The sequence below is a fragment of the Peribacillus phoenicis genome (assembly GCF_047238085.1).
Lineage (GTDB): Bacteria > Bacillota > Bacilli > Bacillales > DSM-1321 > Peribacillus.
Map to the genome: position 1 here is coordinate 4,802,397 of NZ_JBDFMF010000001.1, position 18,990 is coordinate 4,821,386.

21 protein-coding genes are annotated in these 18,990 nt (G+C 43.3%); 3 read left to right on the plus strand and 18 right to left on the minus strand.

Annotation, left to right across the window (positions count from 1 at the left end):
• Positions 1-5: 5 nt before the first annotated feature.
• The 14 genes from whiA to ABC374_RS23925 form a co-directional block, all read right to left on the minus strand.
• Positions 6-959, minus strand: coding sequence for a DNA-binding protein WhiA (gene whiA, locus ABC374_RS23860; RefSeq protein WP_101223718.1), 954 nt, complete (start codon positions 957-959; stop codon positions 6-8).
• A 67-nt stretch (positions 960-1,026) separates the two neighbouring features.
• Positions 1,027-2,013, minus strand: coding sequence for a gluconeogenesis factor YvcK family protein (locus ABC374_RS23865; RefSeq protein WP_101223719.1), 987 nt, complete (start codon positions 2,011-2,013; stop codon positions 1,027-1,029).
• Positions 2,003-2,902: an RNase adapter RapZ gene (gene rapZ / locus ABC374_RS23870; RefSeq protein WP_350300536.1), complete on the minus strand. Its 900-nt coding sequence runs from the start codon at positions 2,900-2,902 to the stop codon at positions 2,003-2,005. Before rapZ ends, ABC374_RS23865 begins: the two co-directional genes overlap by 11 nt.
• 45 nt (positions 2,903-2,947) lie before the next feature.
• Positions 2,948-3,406 (minus strand): NUDIX hydrolase, encoded by a 459-nt coding sequence (locus ABC374_RS23875; protein ID WP_034309963.1) that lies wholly within the window; start codon positions 3,404-3,406, stop codon positions 2,948-2,950.
• Between the two features lie 557 nt (positions 3,407-3,963).
• A complete protein-coding gene (gene trxB, locus ABC374_RS23880; RefSeq protein WP_350300537.1) occupies positions 3,964-4,911 on the minus strand; it encodes a thioredoxin-disulfide reductase in 948 nt (315 codons plus the stop codon).
• Between the two features lie 103 nt (positions 4,912-5,014).
• Positions 5,015-6,517: a tetratricopeptide repeat protein gene (locus ABC374_RS23885; protein ID WP_350300538.1), complete on the minus strand. Its 1,503-nt coding sequence runs from the start codon at positions 6,515-6,517 to the stop codon at positions 5,015-5,017.
• Positions 6,518-6,995: 478 nt separating this feature from the next.
• Positions 6,996-7,652: a bifunctional phosphoribosyl-AMP cyclohydrolase/phosphoribosyl-ATP diphosphatase HisIE gene (gene hisIE, locus ABC374_RS23890; protein WP_413019949.1), complete on the minus strand. Its 657-nt coding sequence runs from the start codon at positions 7,650-7,652 to the stop codon at positions 6,996-6,998.
• On the minus strand, positions 7,649-8,407 hold the full coding sequence (hisF, locus tag ABC374_RS23895; protein WP_350300540.1) for an imidazole glycerol phosphate synthase subunit HisF: 759 nt from the start codon (positions 8,405-8,407) through the stop codon (positions 7,649-7,651). Before hisF ends, hisIE begins: the two co-directional genes overlap by 4 nt.
• Positions 8,408-9,142, minus strand: a complete 735-nt coding sequence (gene hisA / locus ABC374_RS23900) for a 1-(5-phosphoribosyl)-5-[(5-phosphoribosylamino)methylideneamino]imidazole-4-carboxamide isomerase (protein ID WP_137016664.1) — start codon at positions 9,140-9,142, stop codon at positions 8,408-8,410.
• Positions 9,139-9,771, minus strand: a complete 633-nt coding sequence (gene hisH, locus ABC374_RS23905) for an imidazole glycerol phosphate synthase subunit HisH (protein ID WP_350300541.1) — start codon at positions 9,769-9,771, stop codon at positions 9,139-9,141. Before hisH ends, hisA begins: the two co-directional genes overlap by 4 nt.
• Entirely contained in the window at positions 9,772-10,359 is a 588-nt protein-coding gene (gene hisB / locus ABC374_RS23910) for an imidazoleglycerol-phosphate dehydratase HisB (RefSeq protein WP_063233950.1), read from the minus strand.
• Between the two features lie 102 nt (positions 10,360-10,461).
• Positions 10,462-11,742 carry a histidinol dehydrogenase gene (gene hisD / locus ABC374_RS23915; RefSeq protein WP_413019950.1) on the minus strand — a complete coding sequence of 427 codons (1,281 nt, stop codon included), beginning with the start codon at positions 11,740-11,742 and terminating at the stop codon, positions 10,462-10,464.
• Positions 11,743-11,768: 26 nt separating this feature from the next.
• Positions 11,769-12,398: an ATP phosphoribosyltransferase gene (gene hisG / locus ABC374_RS23920; protein WP_034311625.1), complete on the minus strand. Its 630-nt coding sequence runs from the start codon at positions 12,396-12,398 to the stop codon at positions 11,769-11,771.
• Positions 12,391-13,575 (minus strand): ATP phosphoribosyltransferase regulatory subunit, encoded by a 1,185-nt coding sequence (locus ABC374_RS23925; protein ID WP_413019952.1) that lies wholly within the window; start codon positions 13,573-13,575, stop codon positions 12,391-12,393. Before ABC374_RS23925 ends, hisG begins: the two co-directional genes overlap by 8 nt.
• A 490-nt stretch (positions 13,576-14,065) precedes the next feature.
• Between ABC374_RS23925 and ABC374_RS23930 the strand changes: the two genes are divergently transcribed.
• From ABC374_RS23930 to ABC374_RS23940, 3 genes are all read left to right on the plus strand, one after another.
• Positions 14,066-15,121, plus strand: a complete 1,056-nt coding sequence (locus tag ABC374_RS23930; protein ID WP_413019954.1) for a processed acidic surface protein — start codon at positions 14,066-14,068, stop codon at positions 15,119-15,121.
• Between the two features lies 1 nt (position 15,122).
• Positions 15,123-15,764 carry a class D sortase gene (locus ABC374_RS23935; protein ID WP_413019955.1) on the plus strand — a complete coding sequence of 214 codons (642 nt, stop codon included), beginning with the start codon at positions 15,123-15,125 and terminating at the stop codon, positions 15,762-15,764.
• A 70-nt stretch (positions 15,765-15,834) separates the two neighbouring features.
• A complete protein-coding gene (locus ABC374_RS23940; protein WP_230176162.1) occupies positions 15,835-15,978 on the plus strand; it encodes a hypothetical protein in 144 nt (47 codons plus the stop codon).
• A gap of 36 nt (positions 15,979-16,014) precedes the next feature.
• On the opposite strand, the gene ABC374_RS23945 is transcribed toward ABC374_RS23940, so the two are convergent.
• Genes ABC374_RS23945 through lgt form a run of 4 tightly spaced genes read right to left on the minus strand, consistent with a single transcriptional unit; the run spans position 16,015 to position 18,972 of the window.
• Positions 16,015-16,533: an acyltransferase gene (locus tag ABC374_RS23945; protein ID WP_101223732.1), complete on the minus strand. Its 519-nt coding sequence runs from the start codon at positions 16,531-16,533 to the stop codon at positions 16,015-16,017.
• Positions 16,530-17,198 (minus strand): pyrophosphatase PpaX, encoded by a 669-nt coding sequence (gene ppaX / locus ABC374_RS23950; RefSeq protein ID WP_350300546.1) that lies wholly within the window; start codon positions 17,196-17,198, stop codon positions 16,530-16,532. Before ppaX ends, ABC374_RS23945 begins: the two co-directional genes overlap by 4 nt.
• The gene (locus tag ABC374_RS23955; protein WP_350300547.1) at positions 17,188-18,132 is read right to left on the minus strand and encodes a nucleoside recognition domain-containing protein; all 945 of its coding nucleotides are present in this window, start codon (positions 18,130-18,132) and stop codon (positions 17,188-17,190) included. The genes ppaX and ABC374_RS23955 overlap by 11 nt, the downstream gene beginning before the upstream one ends.
• A 27-nt stretch (positions 18,133-18,159) precedes the next feature.
• Positions 18,160-18,972, minus strand: coding sequence for a prolipoprotein diacylglyceryl transferase (gene lgt / locus ABC374_RS23960; RefSeq protein ID WP_241593123.1), 813 nt, complete (start codon positions 18,970-18,972; stop codon positions 18,160-18,162).
• Positions 18,973-18,990 lie beyond the last annotated feature (18 nt).

The window sequence follows — 18,990 nt, forward strand, 5'->3', positions numbered from 1 at the left end:
TAGCTTTATTTTTTCGCAGCAATAGCCTCTCCCCCACGGAGCCTGTCAGCTATTTCATCAATCTTTCGCAATCGGTGATTAATCCCGGATTTACTGATGGTCCCCCCAGAAACCATTTCCCCTAGTTCCTTTAAGGTTATATCCTGAAACGCTATCCTAAGCTCCGCAATTTCCCGAAGCTTATCCGGTAAAATGCCTAACCCCACCGTATCCTCGATATAATGGATATTTTCAACCTGGCGTAATGAGGCCCCGATCGTTTTGTTCAAATTGGCTGTTTCACAATTCACAAGCCGATTCACTGAATTACGCATATCACGGACAATCCGTACATCTTCGAACCTTAATAAAGCTGAATGGGCGCCAACTATACTTAAAAACTCGGCAATCTTTTCGGCTTCTTTCAAATAAATGATGTACCCTTTCTTGCGTTCAAGCGTCTTGGCCTTCAAGCCAAACTTATTCATTAGCTCACAAAGGGCATCATTGTGCTCTTTATAAAGTGAGAAAATTTCAAGGTGATAGGAAGACGTTTCTGGATTATTCACCGAACCCCCCGCAAGAAATGCACCTCTTAGGTAAGAACGCTTACAGCATTTCTTCCCAACAATAGTATCGGATATAGCATGGAGAATTTCAAAGCCATCGCCTAAAATTTCCAAATCGGTTAAAACCCGCTGCCCTCCGGATGACATCCTGACAATATATACATTATTCTTTTTAAGCTTCATCTTTTTACGGACCAACAGCTCGACCTGGACCTCATAACTTTTTTTCAGCAGCGTATAGATCCTTCTGGCAATCGCAGCATTCTCAGTTTGAATATCCACAACAAGCTTCCGATTAGAAAATGAAAGGGATCCGTTCATCCGGATAAGCGCACACAATTCCGCTTTACCGCAGCAATCCTTTCCCTCTAATGTAGTAAGCTCTTTTTTCGTTTCTGAAGCAAAAGACATCCATTTCACCCCCAATCGAACGCAGGTAATCTATTTTTATCAATCAAAAAACCGTTCCCGCTTATATCTACGGTGCAATGTGGCTTTTTGTTTCATTTACAAGCATATTATAGAGCAAATCCGCCACTTTTTTCGTGTCATGGCGTATTACATTCCCTTCATAGCTAAAAATGCGTTCTTGTATGATTTCAAGCCCCATCATTTTTAAGCTTTCCACATCATACATGACCGGTTTAGCATATTCAGCTTGATAGCGTTGCTGAATTTCGGTTGGTATTTCCTCATTATTAACAAGTATCCTGTCAATATATGCATTTCCCATATGGTCATATATCGCTTTTATATGATCGCTCGCGCTATAATCCAGCGTCTCTCCGGCTTGTGTCATCAAATTGCAAATGTACACCTTCTTCGCCTTCGAACGGGCAACCTCTTCTCCTAAACCAGGAACAAGTAAGTTAGGCAGAATGCTAGTATACAGACTCCCTGGACCTATGACAATAAGATCTGCCTGCTTGATTTCCTGGAGAGTTTCACTGAGCGGCTTTATATGATGAGGAGACAGAAATACTTTTTTTATTTTCTTTCCTGAGAAGGGGATCTTGGATTCTCCTGTAACAATCGTTCCGTCCTCCATCTCTGCATGGAGAACCACACTTTGGTTGGCCGCCGGAAGCACTTTACCGCGGACATTAAGAAATTTACTCATTTCCTGGATCGCATGGACGAAATCCCCGGTCAGCGAGGTCATTGCCGCCAGTATCAAATTCCCCAGCGAATGCCCGGACAACTCATTTTTACTTTGAAAGCGATGTTGAAACATTTGTTCAACAAGGGGCTCTACATCCGATAACGCAGCCAGCACGTTACGAATATCACCCGGAGCGGGAATATCCATATCCTCGCGAAGGCGGCCTGAACTTCCACCATCATCAGCTACCGTTACGATTGCCGTTATATCAACCGGATGCTTCTTTAACCCTCTCAATAAAACGGGAAGGCCGGTTCCCCCTCCAATGATCACAACCTTAGGTTGTTTCTTTTTATCTAACATCTGCTTTCCCCTTACTTTTTTCGATATCACGATGTGATACTTGAACCCTGTAATCCTTCTTGAAGTGGTTTGAAATATACTCCGTCAATGCTACAGAACGGTGCTGACCGCCTGTACACCCAATCGCAACAACAAGCTGTGCTTTACCTTCACGTTTATAATATGGAAGCATGAACGCAAGCAAATCAGTCACTTTTTCCAAGAATTTTTGCGTCTCACTCCATTTTAAAACGTAACTCGACACTTCCTGTTCCAAGCCAGTCCTTGGCCTCATATGGTCAATATAATATGGATTTGGCAGGAAACGTACATCAAAAACAAGGTCGGCATCTATGGGCAGACCATGCTTGAACCCGAACGACATGACATTGACTGTAAAACCGACACTTTTATCGGCAGAAAACTCCGAAGCGATTTTCTCCCTCAATTCGCGCGGTTTCAGTTGGGAAGTATTAAAGATCAGCTGAGCCCTTCCCTTCAATTCGTCCAATAGTTCCCGCTCCATTTTAATGCCTTCCAATGGCCGGCCTAATGGAGCAAGCGGATGGGTCCTTCTCGTTTCCTTATATCTGCGGACCAAGGAATCGTCATCAGCTTCAAGAAAAAGGATTCTTGGTGATACTGAAGCTGAATCCGTTAAATTATCCAGTGCAAGAAATAAGGAATCAAAAAATTCCCTCCCCCTCAAATCCATGACAAGAGCCACTTTATTCATCTTATTCCCTGAGTCCTTCATTAACTCCAAAAACTTTGGTAATAGCGTGGGCGGCAAATTATCGACGCAAAAAAAGCCGAGGTCTTCAAAACTTTGAACCGCCACTGTCTTACCCGCTCCGGACATTCCGGTAATGATGACCAATTGCGTTTCACTCATCTGCCCTGTACTCATAGTTTCTCCGCCCCCATGTATAGCAATCTTTTTTATATGTGAAAATTAACCTGGATCCAATCGGTAAGAAAGCAGCTTAAACTCAGGTGTATAGGTAAAGGTTCCATAAATGATCCCACTTCCATGAACCATATAGTCCAGGATGTGAAAATCACCTTCAGCCATCATCAGCTTTTTAACATCTTCGACTGGATGCCAGCTAAGTTCCCCTTCTTCACAAACATCCACATTTACACCATCGGAATCCGTTGCAAAGAAAGTGAACATCATCCATTCCGACAATACCTTATCTCCGTCCTTCATAATGAAGGTGAAAATACCTTTGATGGAAGGGTTTTTTAAATAAACGCCCGTTTCTTCACGATATTCCCTAATACAAGCATCGCGTACAGATTCCCCAGGCTCCATCTTTCCGCCTGGAGCTACCCACCATCCGCGTCTAGGCTTTTTCAATAAGAGGATTTGATTATCCCTGATCAATACACAGTTTGTGACACGTTGCACGTTCTTCACCTCAATTGGCTCTGCTCGACTATAGAAACCTTCACCCCCCGTGTTGAAGAGATTCAGTTTATATCCTTAAACCGCCGCTAGATATCCATTTGGCGATTTACAAATGCTAATAGTTCAAACAAGTTGTATTTTTCATCTTCTTACCATTATGAAAGATATATATATGTTTAGTATATCTTATCATTATACTATTTTTGAAATGAGCTAACAATAAAGTAAACTTCCTGCATTGGGGGAATCTTCATTCGCAAGAAATCACGAAGATAAGCCTTTATCCTGCTTAACTCCTATTCTTCTCCACTTTCGCTGCCTGAATGCAAAGGGCGGGCTTACTTCACATTATAAATCATTTGTGCACACCCTAAAAATTGGAACTAAAGATATAGTCTTAAAGCAGGAAACAAAAAAAAGGACACAGAAACTTAATCTGTGTCCTTAAACGTTTATAATTAAAGGGGGTCAACTTCTATCCATACTATACCCAATCATTATTTCACGCGTGTTACAACATCGTTAAAACGGAATTACGATTGTATATTCTAGTGAAATCAAGCCTTAGGCTGCAATTTTTCTTGAAGTTCCTCAACAAAATGCTGAGCGGATTGAGCAGCAATGCTTCCATCGCCTGTAGCTGTAACGATTTGGCGCAATGTTTTTTCACGAACGTCACCAGCAGCAAAAATACCAGGGACGCGTGTTTCCATCCGATCATTCGTTTCAATATAGCCTGTAGAATTCAAGATGCCCAAGTTTTCAAATGGTTTAGTTAGCGGAAGCATTCCGATATAAATGAATACACCGTCCGCGTCCATCACTGTCTCTTCTCCATTTTCAGTGGAAACTAAAGTGACACCGCCGACTTTGCCGCCTTTTTCATTGATTTCCTTCAAAGTGTGATTCCAGATGAAGTCAATTTTCTCATTGGCAAATGCACGATCTTGAAGAATCTTTTGAGCACGAAGTTCGTCACGTCTGTGAACGATCGTCACTTTTGAAGCAAAGCGGGTTAAGTACACACCCTCTTCAACAGCTGAGTCTCCGCCGCCGATAACGAATAGTTCTTTTTGCTTGAAGAATGCACCATCACAAACTGCACAATACGATACACCGCGGCCGCCCAATTCTTTTTCGCCGGGAACGCCGATTTTCTTGTATTCGGCACCAGATGAAATGATGATTGAACGTGCCTTGAATTCCTTGGAACCGGCTTTGATCGTTTTATACTCTTCACCGTCAATGATTTCCTTAACATCCCCATAAGCATACTCCGCACCGAATTTCTTTGCATGGTCAAACATTTTCGTTGAAAGTTCAGGTCCGAGTATAGTGTCGAATCCAGGATAATTCTCAACTTCCTCTGTATTGGCCATTTGCCCGCCAGGTACTCCGCGTTCTAACATCAATGTTGAAAGGTTCGCACGTGATGTATAGACAGCTGCCGTCATCCCTGCAGGACCAGCTCCAATAATAACAACGTCATAAATTTTTTCAGACATGTTTTCACTCCTCCATATTCCATTACAAATGGAACCTTCACTACGCTTAGTGTTCCCTACCTATTATCCTATATAACAAATAATTTTTCGTCCAAATATCTGCTCATCCAAGCAAGGTTTGAACCAACTTTACGTACTTTGATAAGGTGGACACCGATATGAAATGTTTGTCTGCGATTGCCTGTTTGCTCGCCTTCTCATTTTTAAGCTGATTCCACACGTACTCCACCGCTGATGCCCATCCTGCTGGATTATTTAGCTTCTGCTCGGATTTCACCGCTTCGATGAAGACGGAAAACCACATTAAATACAGCCCGGCTTCATTTAATTGTATCGGTTGGAAATGCTGATATAATAACTCAGCTGTGCGATCAGCAAAATCAATCGGTGTTAATTGACGATCTTTAGCAGGAGCTTGAACAAGTTCGGCATAATCACGTTCCAAATCTGTGAAATTCTGATTAAGGTTGAGGACCTGGTTTTTCAATAGCTTCTGTTTATGAACCGAATGTTTCAGAAGGAAAATGGCAAACAGCCTTTCTTCGATGAATTCACTTTCCAGCCTTTTTATAATAGAAGGAAAATGATGTTCAAAACCATCTGAAGTAGCATTCATATCTCCCCAAGGCTCCATTCCTTCCTTTTCCGGATTCATTTCCACGACCTTTTTCCATGCCTTTTTGGCAGCCTGTTCATGGCCTAGGTGGTAAGCGGAAATGGTTAACCAATAGTAGAAGGTCCCATCTCCCTCGAACCCTTGCCTTTGGAGTACTTTCAGCCATTTATATGCAGAAGCATAGTTTCCGATCAAAGCGAAGGTCGCCCCAAGTTTGAAACGCTGTTCGGATAGCATCGGCCTAATTTTCTCCAGCATGTGTATGAGCTCTTCAACCTTTGCTTCATCCTGTTGATAATGATGAAAAACAACAAGGTTACACAGCGCATGCAGGTTTCCTGGACTTTTTTCCAGTACCTCATCAAGTGTTGCAAAGGCTTCATTTACTTGACCAAGATAGAAATAGGCAAGTGCCAGGTTATTATAAGCGGACCAGTAATCCTCGTACTCGGCAATCGTTTCTTTCAGTACTTCGATTGCCTTCGGAAAATTGCCTGATTCAAGGTACTCACGGGCTTGTTCCTGTTTGGTAATGAGCCCATCATGCTTAAAGGGATTTTCTTCTGACTCATCCGACTCAAAAGTTATCAGTTCAAGCAGGTCCTCTGCGTCATCGCTGAACTCCCCGTCTTCCTCTTTATCAAGATAAGCACTGGCGTGACGATAAGCCTCCTTGAACATGCCTAAGTGGGCATAATTATTCGCCAGGAAGTAATGACATTCCGACATATAGGGATCCATCACATCCAAGATGTTTTCCAAGAGGTTGTTTGAATAATTATATTCTCCGATTTCCGAGCAAGTGATTGCCAATTGACAGGCTATCATCGGTTCAGCGGGTTCAAGTTCCAGCGCACGTTCCAGGTATTTTTTTGATTTAGGTAGTTCTCGTCTATGATAAGCTTTTAAACCCTTGGTGAAATAATACTCACCTGTTGGGTGAAAAGTTAGAATTTTTGCCTGTTGGCCAAATTTAGAGTCTTTACTCATGTAATCCTCCATCTTCAAGTTGATTAACCATAGTATTATAACATATTGGAGTAAATTTGCCGAACAATTCAAGAAAATGGAAAATGGGAATTACCATGCTTTCTTCAAGAAAAAATTGAAGTATATTCCTAGTCAAATGGGGAGCCATGATTGCTGCTCGTTGCCGTATATACACACAAAAGGGGTTGGAAAATATCTCTTTCATGTTCCCGAACCTACAAATCTCAGGTATGGTTTCTACCAGAAGTTTGCAGCAAAAGTTGATTGGGGCGGGTGTGCGAGACTCCGGCTTAGAAAAGCGCGTCTAAGGAGACTCCCGCAGGCGCAAGCCGAGGGCGGACCGCCCGCGGAAAGCGGGTGCCTGGATCGGTAATCAACGTCCAAATTGTACAACCCATAAAAAAACTGAAGACAAACTTGATTTTCATCGAGTTTGTCTTCAGTCTGAGCCCTCCTATTTACGGAGGGCAATCACCATTCATTCGGTTTCTTTCGGTTCGTCCTTATCGGCATGTCTAGCCTTCAATACATCAAGCACTGCTTGGAAAGGCAACTCCTGCTCCTGAAGAAGAACGAATAAGTGATAGAGGAGATCGGCACTTTCCATCGAAAGTTCCTCTGCATCGCGGTTCTTAGCAGCAATGATCACTTCTGCCGCTTCTTCACCTACTTTTTTCAGGATCTTATCAACGCCCTTATCGAATAGGTAGGTAGTATATGAACCTTCAGGCATTTCCGATTTTCTTTTTTTAATCAATTTTTCCAATTCCGTCAAGAAAGTCACATTCGCCTTCACGTCTTGTCCGGCTTCACTGTTTTGGTAAATGGTTTCGCTGAAACAGCTTGTTGCCCCTGTATGGCACGCAGGACCTGCAGGATCGACCCGAATGACCAATGCATCTTGATCGCAGTCATACTTCATTTCGATGATTTTCTGGGTATTACCGCTGGTTGCTCCTTTATGCCATAATTCATTGCGCGAACGGCTGAAGAATACCGTTTCACCTTTTTCAATCGACAATTGCAGTGATTCTTGATTCATATAAGCAAGTGTCAGCACTTCGCCGGTTCCTGCATCTTGAATAATTGCCGGTATCAGGCCTTTTTCGTCGTATTTAATAGTTTCAAGATTCATCGTACAACCACTCCTTGTTGTTTGAGAAACGCTTTGACTTCTTTGACGGATGTTTCTTTATAATGAAAAATCGATGCGGCTAATGCTGCGTCGGCTTTACCTTTTTGGAAGGCTTCCTGGAAATGCTCAGCGTTGCCAGCCCCGCCTGAGGCGATGACCGGCACCGAAACGGCTTCAGATACCGCTTTTGTCAAAGCAATATTAAACCCTTGTTTCTCGCCGTCACAATCCATGCTTGTCAATAGTATTTCACCTGCACCGCGGATTACGGCTTCCTTCGCCCACTCGATCACTTCCCATTCAGTCGGTTTCCGGCCGCCGTGGGTATATACGCGCCATGACCCGAGCTCTTCTTCATATCGGGCGTCTATTGCGACCACGATACATTGGGAACCAAAATAATCAGCACCTTCATTAATTAAATCAGGGCGCAGAATGGCTGCTGTATTTAAGGAAACCTTATCGGCACCAGCTCGGAGGATCTTCTTCATATCCGCCAATGAATTAATGCCGCCGCCCACCGTGAACGGGATTGCCAAGCTGCCCGCTACCGCTTGAACGACGTCGACAATCGTTTCCCTGCCTTCATGTGATGCAGAAATATCCAGGAAGACAAGCTCATCGGCCCCTTCTTGGTCGTAAAAGGCTGCAAGTTCGACCGGGTCTCCTGCATCCCTAAGGGAAACAAATTGTATCCCTTTGACTACGCGCCCATCCTTTACATCTAGACATGGAATAATTCGTTTAGTGAGCATTTAACCACGCACCTTTTCTAGTGCTTCTTCTACAGTAAAGCGATTGGTATAAAGCGCCTTGCCAATGATTGCCCCTGCAATGCCTTGGGCTTCATACTCTTTGAGGGTGATAAGGTCTTCGAGTGAACTAATGCCGCCCGAAGCAATCACGTTTTTACCGGTTGCCTCCGCCATGGCCAATATACCTTTCACATTCGGACCTGAAAGCATCCCATCCGTCGCGATATCAGTCACGATAAATGTCTCTGCACCAGCATCGGCCAGTAATTTACCAAGATCTATCGCTAGGGTCCCAGACGTTTGAAGCCAACCATGAGTGGCAACCCTGCCATCCTTGGCATCGATCCCGATTGCGATATGGCTTCCATATTTCCTAATCATATCTTTAGTGAAATCAGGGTCTGAAACGGCCGTGCTGCCTAGAATGACACGTTCCACACCATGATCCAGATAATGGGCTATATCCTGTTCCGTACGGATGCCGCCGCCGATTTGAATGCGGGCCCCTAACTCACTTGCAGCTTTGATTACGTATGAATCATTGATGCGTACTCCCTCTTTAGCTCCGTCAAGGTCGACCATATGTATCCAATCGGCTCCTTGGTCCGCAAAGCTTTTCGCCATATCGAAGGGGGAATCGCCATAAACAGTTTCCTGATTGTAATCTCCCTGGATTAAGCGGACGCATTTGCCTCCGCGCATATCAATCGCCGGGTAAATAGTAAAGTTGCTCATGCTTCTTCCTTCCCTTCTACTAATGACAGATAATTTTTTAACAGTGACATGCCCATCTTCCCGCTTTTTTCCGGATGGAACTGCATGCCGAACACATTCCCTTTACCGACGATCGCAGGCACTTCCACATCATACCTTGCCGAAGCAGTGACGAATGATTCATCGGTATCGACGTAGTAGGAATGGACGAAATAAACATGCTCCTCTTCCAGTCCCTCATTCACTGGTGATGCTTGTTTGAATTCAAGACGATTCCAGCCCATGTGCGGGACTTTATAAATCTGGTCATTCGCATCCACTCCCTTAAAACGAACGACTTTCCCCGGGATGAGGGATAATCCTTTAGCCGGTCCATTTTCCTCACTTTCATTAAAGAGAAGCTGCATACCAAGGCAGATTCCTAATAGATAACCTCCATCGGCTACATATTCCCTCAGGAATTCATCCAGCTTTTGTTTTTCCAAGAGACTCATGGCATCCCTGAAAGAGCCAACGCCGGGAAGTATGATTCCTTTCGACTTTGAAAGTTCTTTTGGGTCATCGGAAATGAATGAATCGGCACCAAGGCGCTCAAGCCCTTTACTTACAGAAAATAAATTCCCCATGCCATAATCGACGATCCCGATCATTTACAACATTCCTTTCGTCGAAGGGATGCCTTTGACACGTGGATCGATGGTCGTAGCTTCATCCAATGCACGTCCCAGCGCTTTGAATATTGCTTCGATCATATGATGTGTGTTGTGACCGTAATGAACGACTACATGCAGGTTCATCCTGGCTTCAAGAGCGAATTTCCAAAGAAACTCGTGCACGAGTTCAGTATCGAAAGTACCCACCTTTTGCGAAGGAAACTCAGCCCGGAACTCTAGATGCGGACGATTGCTTAAATCGATGACAACCTGTGCGAGTGCTTCATCCATGGGTACGAAAGCATTTCCGTAACGCTTTATCCCTCGCTTGTCTCCAAGGGCCTCCAATAACGTCTGACCTAAGCAAATGCCAATATCTTCAGTTGTATGGTGATCATCGACGTCTGTATCTCCGTTTGCATCTACGGTCAAATCAAACTTCCCATGTTTCGTGAACAAATCCAGCATATGCGTCATAAACGGAACGCCCGTCTTAATGGAGGAATTACCTTCCCCATCCACACCAAACTTCAAACTTATTTCCGTTTCATTCGTCTTTCGCTCCACACTAGCAAAACGTTCCATTACAACTCCTCCTCAACGGGGTAAGACCCCTTTTCCCAAGATGTAAAAGCATGTCAAAAAAGTCTTTATATCAATGATTTCGCGTATTTTAATATTTCAGGATTATTTCCCGGACTCATTCACACCACGTGATTCAATGGCACGGGCGTGAGCCTCAAGTCCTTCCATTCGGGCAAATGCTGCGATTTTTTCTGCATTTTTGCGGAAAGCCGTTTCACTATACATGATGATGCTTGATTTCTTTTGGAAATCATCCACATTCAGCGGGCTGGAAAAACGGGCGGTTCCATTGGTGGGCAGCACATGATTGGGGCCTGCAAAGTAATCCCCGACGGGCTCCGAACTAAAGCGGCCAATGAAGATTGCCCCGGCATGCCGGATTTTTGCCATGATTTCAAGTGCATCATTGGCCACAATTTCCAAATGTTCCGGTGCAAGTTCATTAATCGCTTCGACAGCCTCCGCAATATTCCCGCATACAACGATCCTTCCATAATCCCTTATGGATGCTGCAGCAATATCATGGCGTGGAAGTAACGCCACCTGCTTGGTCACTTCTCCTGCCACTTCTTCTGCAAGAGACGTTGACGTCGTGACCAAAACACTGCAAGCACGGGCATCATGCTCCGCCTGTGACAGCAAGTCTGCCGCAACTTCTGCCGCGATGGCGGTTTCGTCCGCCAATATCGCTATTTCACTTGGACCTGCTATCATATCAATGGCGACATCTCCGAATACTTCCCGCTTCGCTAACGCCACATATATATTTCCTGGACCCACTATTTTATCCACTTTCTTAATCGTTTCCGTCCCATAAGCTAGAGCAGCTATTGCCTGTGCCCCGCCAACTTTATAGATTTCCTTAACTCCGGCAATTTTGGCAGCTGCCAAAACTGCTGGCGATAATTTTCCATCCTTCCCTGGCGGAGACACCATAACGATCCGTTCCACCCCCGCGGCCTTCGCAGGCAACGCATTCATCAGTACTGAGGAAGGATAGGCCGCTGTGCCCCCAGGTACATAAACACCTACAGCATCAAGAGGTGTTAATTTTTGTCCTAGCATCGTTCCCGTATCATCAGTCGTAAACCATGAATTTCGAATTTGTTTCTCGTGAAACATTCGAATATTATTCGCGGCTTCTTGTATAATATCAAGCTGCTCAGCAGTTAAGGATGCTGTCGCTTCTTCCATTTCCTGTTCCGATACAAGTAATTCCCCTGCACTGACACCATCGAAACGTTCGGTATAGGTATGTAAAGCGGCGTTTCCGCTTTTCCTGACATCATAAATAATATCCTGAACCGCTTTTCTTTGATCGGCAGTACCTGCATCAACCGAGCGTTTCAGTGAAATCCCTTCAGCAAACCGTTCTATTTTCATACCTTCACCTCATTAGCGATTCTTAACTATTCAATAATTTCTGCTAGCCGTTCCACGATTTCGGTAATCCTTGCTTCTTTAATTCGATAGCTGACAGGGTTTGCCACCAGCCTCGAAGTCACATTGGCGATTTTTGCATATTCCACAAGACCGTTTTCCTTCAATGTCCGCCCCGTTGAAACGATATCGACGATTCGTTCAGCTAAACCAATTAACGGTGCTAACTCAATAGACCCATTCAACTTTATAATCTCGACTTGCTCCCCCTGCTCACGAAAATAACTGGAGGCAACATTCGGATATTTACTGGCTATTTTAGGGGCGATGTCACTTATTTTCGTACCAGGCAGTCCAGCTACAGCTAAATAGCAGGCACTGATTTTCAAATCAAGTAACTCATAGACATCACGTTCTTCCTCTAACATGACATCCTTTCCTGCAATTCCAATGTCAGCGACGCCGTGTTCCACATAGGTTACGACATCCATCGGTTTAGCTAAAATGAACCGCAGATTTTCCTCTTCCACTTCAAGGATCAATTTCCGGGAATCATCAAACTCGGGAGGGAGACGAAAACCGGCCCTTCTTAATAGCTCTGCCGCTTCTTCAAAGATTCTTCCTTTCGGCATGGCAATCGTTAAAAAGCTATTATTCATCTTTTCCATACCCCCCATTCCCTACGAATAAATGAACTTCAGAAAATGTCCGTGTAAAGGCATCGACATTTTGGACGACCGTAATATCTTGAATCGTTACCAATTTTCCTTCAGAGCGTTTAATTCTTGCAAATTCAATGGCTTCCAATCTTCGTTCGGGACTGTATAAAATACATTCTGGCGCGACAGGCTGGATCGGCTCCCCAAGAGCTTCTGCAAGACGATCCACCCGGATTGCAAAACCTGTGGCCGAAGCATTCCAACCGAACTTCTCGAGCAGATTATCATACCGGCCGCCATTGCCGATTGGCGAACCTACTTGTCCGGCATACACTTCAAATAAAGTTCCTGTGTAATAGCTCATATGACTGACCAATGTTAAATCAAAGCTCACATATTGTTCAACGCCAAATTCTTTCAGCTGTGCAGACAATTCCTTCAGTTCAGCCAAAGAATCCTGCCCTTTATTATTTTCAACCAACCCCAGCGCCTTTATTAGGGTCCCTTCACTGCCCCTTAATGAGGTAAATTCGATAAGCCGTTGTTTATCTATGGATGAAAGCGGCAGTGATTTAACATGCTCGCGATAACCAACATAATTCTTTTCATACAAAAACTTCCTTAATATAGAGGCTCTTTCCTCCGTACCTAGAATGCTCAAGAAAAATTCCTGCAGAAACCCAATATGCCCAATGGAAATTTTAAATTCCTGAAGCCCGGCAGCCTTTAGAGCATCCGCAAGCAGGGCAATCATTTCAGCATCGGCACTAATGGCCTTATTTCCGATGCACTCAATACCAATCTGTTCGAATTCTGCCGGCCTGCCTCCTTCACGCTGCTGTGCCCGGTATACATTCGCGGAATAGGCCAGGCGAAGCGGAATTTGCTCTTTTAACAATTTGGATGCTGCGACCCGTGCAATGGGGGCTGTCATCTCGGGACGGAGTACGAGCGTATGCCCCTGTGAATCAAGAAGTTTAAACAACTGTTGATCCAATATTGCCGAAGCCTCGCCAATTGTTTCATAATATTCCAAAGCAGGCGTTTCAATAAATTGATAGCCCCACTTCTTGATTTCATCACTCATTTTATTTCTGGCCGACACTTTCGCTTCATACAGCACCGGCAATGTATCTCTCATGCCTAACGGTTTTTCAAACATAAATGGCTTTGTCACGACTGCACATCCTTTTGAAATATTGATTACTATCTATATCCAATCGGTCCGCCTGTAGGCAAAAACCGATGCATCCATTCCTTATTTTGTTTATCCCTTTATCTTTCCAAGGTTTCACGCTTAAATCCAAATTTCGGATAACATATAAAAATAGTATCAAATAAAATGACATAATCATATAAATACTCACAATAATCTATTAAATTACTTTAGTTCGCTAATATGGTAGCAGGTTGAAGTTACTAATAGTTTACTCTCGCTCCCATCTTACGTCAAGGAAAATATGCCTAATTCCATTACTTCAAACCACAGCTATCTTTAATATTCTTCATGATCGATTTAAGTCCAAATGCAAGGAATTATACCTTTTTACCCAGATGATTCTTCCTATCTTTAGCCATTCATTGTTATTAATGTATACCTTTTGGTTTAGCTGTTTTATAATATTCAGGGGTTTGGTAATATTATAAAATTTTAGGGGGAAATGGGAATGAAGAAATATTTTTCATTTTTTGTGGCACTTATCGTTCTTTTTTCACTGGGTTCAAGCGGAACGATTGGTTTTGCCGCAACTAAGATCAATCAGGATGAGCTTAATGCATACCTTTCTGAAGTTAGAATGACACAAGATGAATTGGAAGAGTATTTATCCTATTACGACTTAACATTGAATGAACTGAAATCGGTAGAAGAGTTGCGTGATACATTAGGACCGGCCGTCACTCCTGAGACCTTACAGAATCTACTTAAACAATATGAAATGACAGAAGCTGAACTTAAGGAATTATTAATAGAATACGGCGAACTGGAAGAGGGAGATTCCATCATCGATACCTTCCATTTCATTTACGACATTGAGGATATCATCGATTTAGAAATGGATTATGATGAGGAAGAGATGAATTATGATGAAGAGATCATCGATTTAATGGATGGCCTCTTTACTGAGATCGGTCTAACAGACGAAGAGCTCGACAGATTCATGAACCATCTTTTGCCTATCATCGAAGACCCTTCTTTTGAAGCTCGTTTAATGACGATCTCCGATAGAATGAATCAACTTGAGTATTTTGAAACAATTGATGAATTGTCTGCAGAACAAGTGGCTGAATTGCTTTCTATTTATAATGATCTTCAAAGCTTGCTGCAAATTCAATTCAAGTTCGCCTTAATTCAGGATGGTGTCACGACAAACCTATCCCTTGAGGCTTTATTCCAGCTTAAGGAATTAACGAATGCTAGTTTACTAGTTTCCATTTATGATTTAAACGGCAATTTTTTGCTCGATTTTATATTGACAGGTAAAATGATCGGTTCCGATTTAGTGAAAGAAACCGGTAATGACATTAAACAGTCCACCAAGGTCATTTCTCAAGTGGTTGAGGTAAAAAAAGAAAAGAAGAAACCCGCAAAACCTAAACACAAAACGGAAAAAGGCGGAGTGCTTCCTAAAACGGCCGGTCATTACTTATTCGGTGCTTTAATCGGTTTAGTGTTGATGGGTATCGCTTTCGGATTGATCAGAAAAGCGAGACTCACTAATTAAGATGAGCAAAAATAGGCAATCCAGGCATAAGAAAAAATCGTTACTTGTCACTGCTGTTTGCTTTTTAACCTTAGGTTTTTATTTTACAACGACAAACGCCTATACAGTGTTAAAAGGCTATGCCCTGTATAAATGGGATGAATCTGACACAACGGAAGCGACGGCTAAGCTCCCCGAACCGAAGGCGAAGGCAAATATTCCCGATGGGCTTGAACTATATGAAGAACGACCGGAGACAGGTGATTTGATGGGTAAGCTCTATATTCCAAAAATTGAAGCAACACTCCCAATTTATCACGGAACGGACGAAGATGAACTCGAAAAGGGCGTCGGTCATTATGCGGGCTCCGTCCTCCCAGGTGAAAAGGATAATTCCGTTTTATCCGGTCACCGAGATACAATTTTCAGAGATCTAGGCGAAGTTGGCGAAGGCGACTTGCTGATTGCGAAGACAGAAGCCGGTACGTTTACATATAAAGTGAGGAAGGTTCGTATCGTCGATGCAAATGACCGGACCGTGATCGTTCCCAAGCCTAAAGCCACACTTACAGTAACAACCTGCTATCCTTTTTCATATATTGGTAGTGCACCGGAACGGTACGTATTGGTTGCCGATTTATTGAAATCGGAATTAAATAAATGAGATATGGGGCTGAAGTTTTTCAGCCCCCTCTTCATAAATCTTTAATAGATGATAGGAGGACAAGCTCAATATGGATAAACAGGCACAGGAAAGGTTTTTTCGTGTTTTAAAAGAAACGTATGAGGCGACGGTGAACCAGGAATATATATCAATCAACGAAGTCATGGAGCATCTAAAGAATGAACTGACTCCGTTATACCCAAAATGCCATTAAAAAGGACCTGCCGCATATATGGGCAAGTCCTTTTTTTCACAAGGAAGTTTGCTGCTCCCTTTCAAGCATTTCTTCTTTGGTATATATGATTTTCATTGGATTTCCCCCGACGAAAGCTCCCTCTGGAACATCCTTATGGACAAGTGTACCTGCAGAGACAATCGCCCCATTTCCGATTGAAAGTCCTGGAAGAATGGTCGAATTGGCTCCAATCAATACTTCATCCCCAATGACTACATCTCCTAAACGATATTCCTGAATCAAATATTCATGAGCAAGAATCGTCGTATTATAGCCAATGACAGTATTTCTTCCAACTGATATTTTTTCCGGAAACATCACATCGGGCATGACCATCAAGGCAAACGAAGTATGCTTCCCGACTTTCATATGTAAAAAAGTCCTGTACAGCCAATTCTTCATGCCCAGAAAAGGCGTATAACGCGCTAGCTGTATCACCACAAAATTCTTGACGACTTTCCAGAATGGAACGGTCTTATATACATGCCATAGTGAATTAGCCCCTTCAACTGGATAGCGGGACGTGCGTCTCATTTTCTAGCCTCCGTGAGCTTTTCAACCTCAATGATATTCAATAAATCCGCCATCTGTTCAAGCATATAATCAGGATGATAGCTTTCCAGGAATTCACGGCCTCTAATGGACCATGAGACGCCTGCCGTTTTTGTACCTGTGTTCTTCCCGCCCAGAATATCATGATAACTGTCGCCAATCATGATCGCTTCTTCAGGAACCGAACCGAGTTGATTTAAAGCTTTTACCAAAGGCTCTGGATCCGGCTTTGCTTTTTCCACCTCATCCAGTGTGACCACCACATCAAAGAATTGATCCAGTTTGCTTAAACAGAGGCCCTTTTCGACGACATCACGCTTCTTTGTCGTAACGACTGCCAATTTATAGCCGCTCTGCTTCAATGTTTGAACGGTTTCGAACACACCGTCAAATTGTGTGACAAGCAAATCATGGTTCCTCCAATTATGCTCCCGATAGTAAGCGATCATTTCATCCACTCGTTTTGGATCAATGGAAGAGAAAGTATCGAACAAAGTCGGTCCGATAAATGGAATGATATCTTCCCGATTGAACTTTCCAGGACAAAAGTGGTTTAACGTTTCTGTAAAAGAGGCGATGATCAATTCATTTGTATTGATTAACGTCCCATCAAGATCAAATAATAATGTAGTTATGTTACTGTTCATATACAGCTTCCTTTCTCTGTACCCTGTCAGCCCGATTCCATATATACGCAACGACCATCGTTAAAACAATGGCAGTGAGTATCCGAATAAGTAATAACGGCAAGACAGGAATCCCCAGCGGAATAAAAATCAGTGTATCTTCTACAACAGCATGGCAGGCAACTAAAAAGATGAATGCAATCGTCATATCCTTCTTCGAAACATTATCCTCTTTAGCCGCTTGAATCATCACCCCTGCCCCATATGCCAAACCGAGAGTCAGGCCTGTAACGAAAGGCATGGAAGCATTCGGCTTCATCCCCAGGACCTTCATGAAGGGTGCAAGGGCTTTCGAGAAGGCTTCCAGCCATTTTAAATCTTTCATGATTTGAACCGCCACCATGAGCGGAATAACGATAACTGCCAGCTGAGCAATTCCGGAAAGGGCCTGGATGATCCCATGTAATAGGATTGCACCCGCTCCGTTAATCTCTGCTGCCTCCCCGATAGCCACTCCTTGGGCCATTTCAGATCCGCCCTGCCAAACAAGATTGATGACGACCGCTGACAAAAGCGCAAGCCCGATCCGTACTGTCAGGATGATCCACAGCTTGACACCGGTTTTCATCGCCACACCTGACTCGATCAATAAATTATGTGAAAAAGATAGCATCATAGCGATAATGAAAACTTCTTTCACAGTCAAATCAAGCGTTAATATGCCAGCGATCGCTGCGTACAAATTCAGGAAATTACCTAACACGAGCGGAATTGCCGCATCTCCTGGAAGACCGATGAGATTCATCAAAGGCGCTATCAAGTTAATGATGAATGGCAAAACAGGTGTATATTGAAGCACAGTAACGATCAGAGTAACTGGAAATATCACTTTTCCCAAAGACCAGGTTGTATTCAAGCCTGAAAGAAGTCCCTTTTTAACCGAATCCACTATCACTATGCCCTCTCCCTTTACACATATTCCCTATGCATCTAAATATCTTTTGTCTGCATGCCCACGGACCCTTCTATAGACCACTAAAGCAATGGCTGCTGCTACCAACACAATCGAGATCACTTGTGCGATACGCAGTGATTCCGTCAGCATCAAACTATCCGTCCGCAAACCTTCAATGTAATAACGGCCGATGGAATACCATATTACATAGGTTAAAAATAGTTCCCCCCTGCGCAAGTTCACTTTCCGTAAACTTAAGAGAATAATGACACCGACGATATTCCAAATCGATTCATACAAAAAGGTCGGGTGATAATACGTACCGTTTATGTACATTTGATTAATGATGAATTCTGGCAAATGCATATTTTCCAGGAATGACCTTGTTATTTCTCCCCCATGCGCTTCCTGATTCATGAAATTACCCCAACGGCCAATCGCCTGCCCCAACAATAAGCTCGGTGCAGCAATATCCGCCAGCTTCCAAAATGAGACTTTCTTGACCTTGGCAAACACGATTGCAGTCAGTACCGACCCGATCAACGCACCATGTATGGCAATTCCGCCATTCCATATTTTTATGATATCTCCTGGGTTTTGTGAATAGTACTCCCATTGGAAAATCACATAATAAATACGTGCACTAATGATCGCGATTGGGACAGCAAACAAAATCATGTCAGTAAAAATTTCCTTATCAAGACCTCTTCGCTCAGATTCCCTTAAAGCGATAATAAGACCCAATAACACACCGAAACCGATGATTAGTCCATACCAATGTACCTGGATGGGACCTAAATCTATCGCAATTGGATTCAGCGGCTGTATTCCTTGTTCCATTTTGTCCCCTCTTTTCTT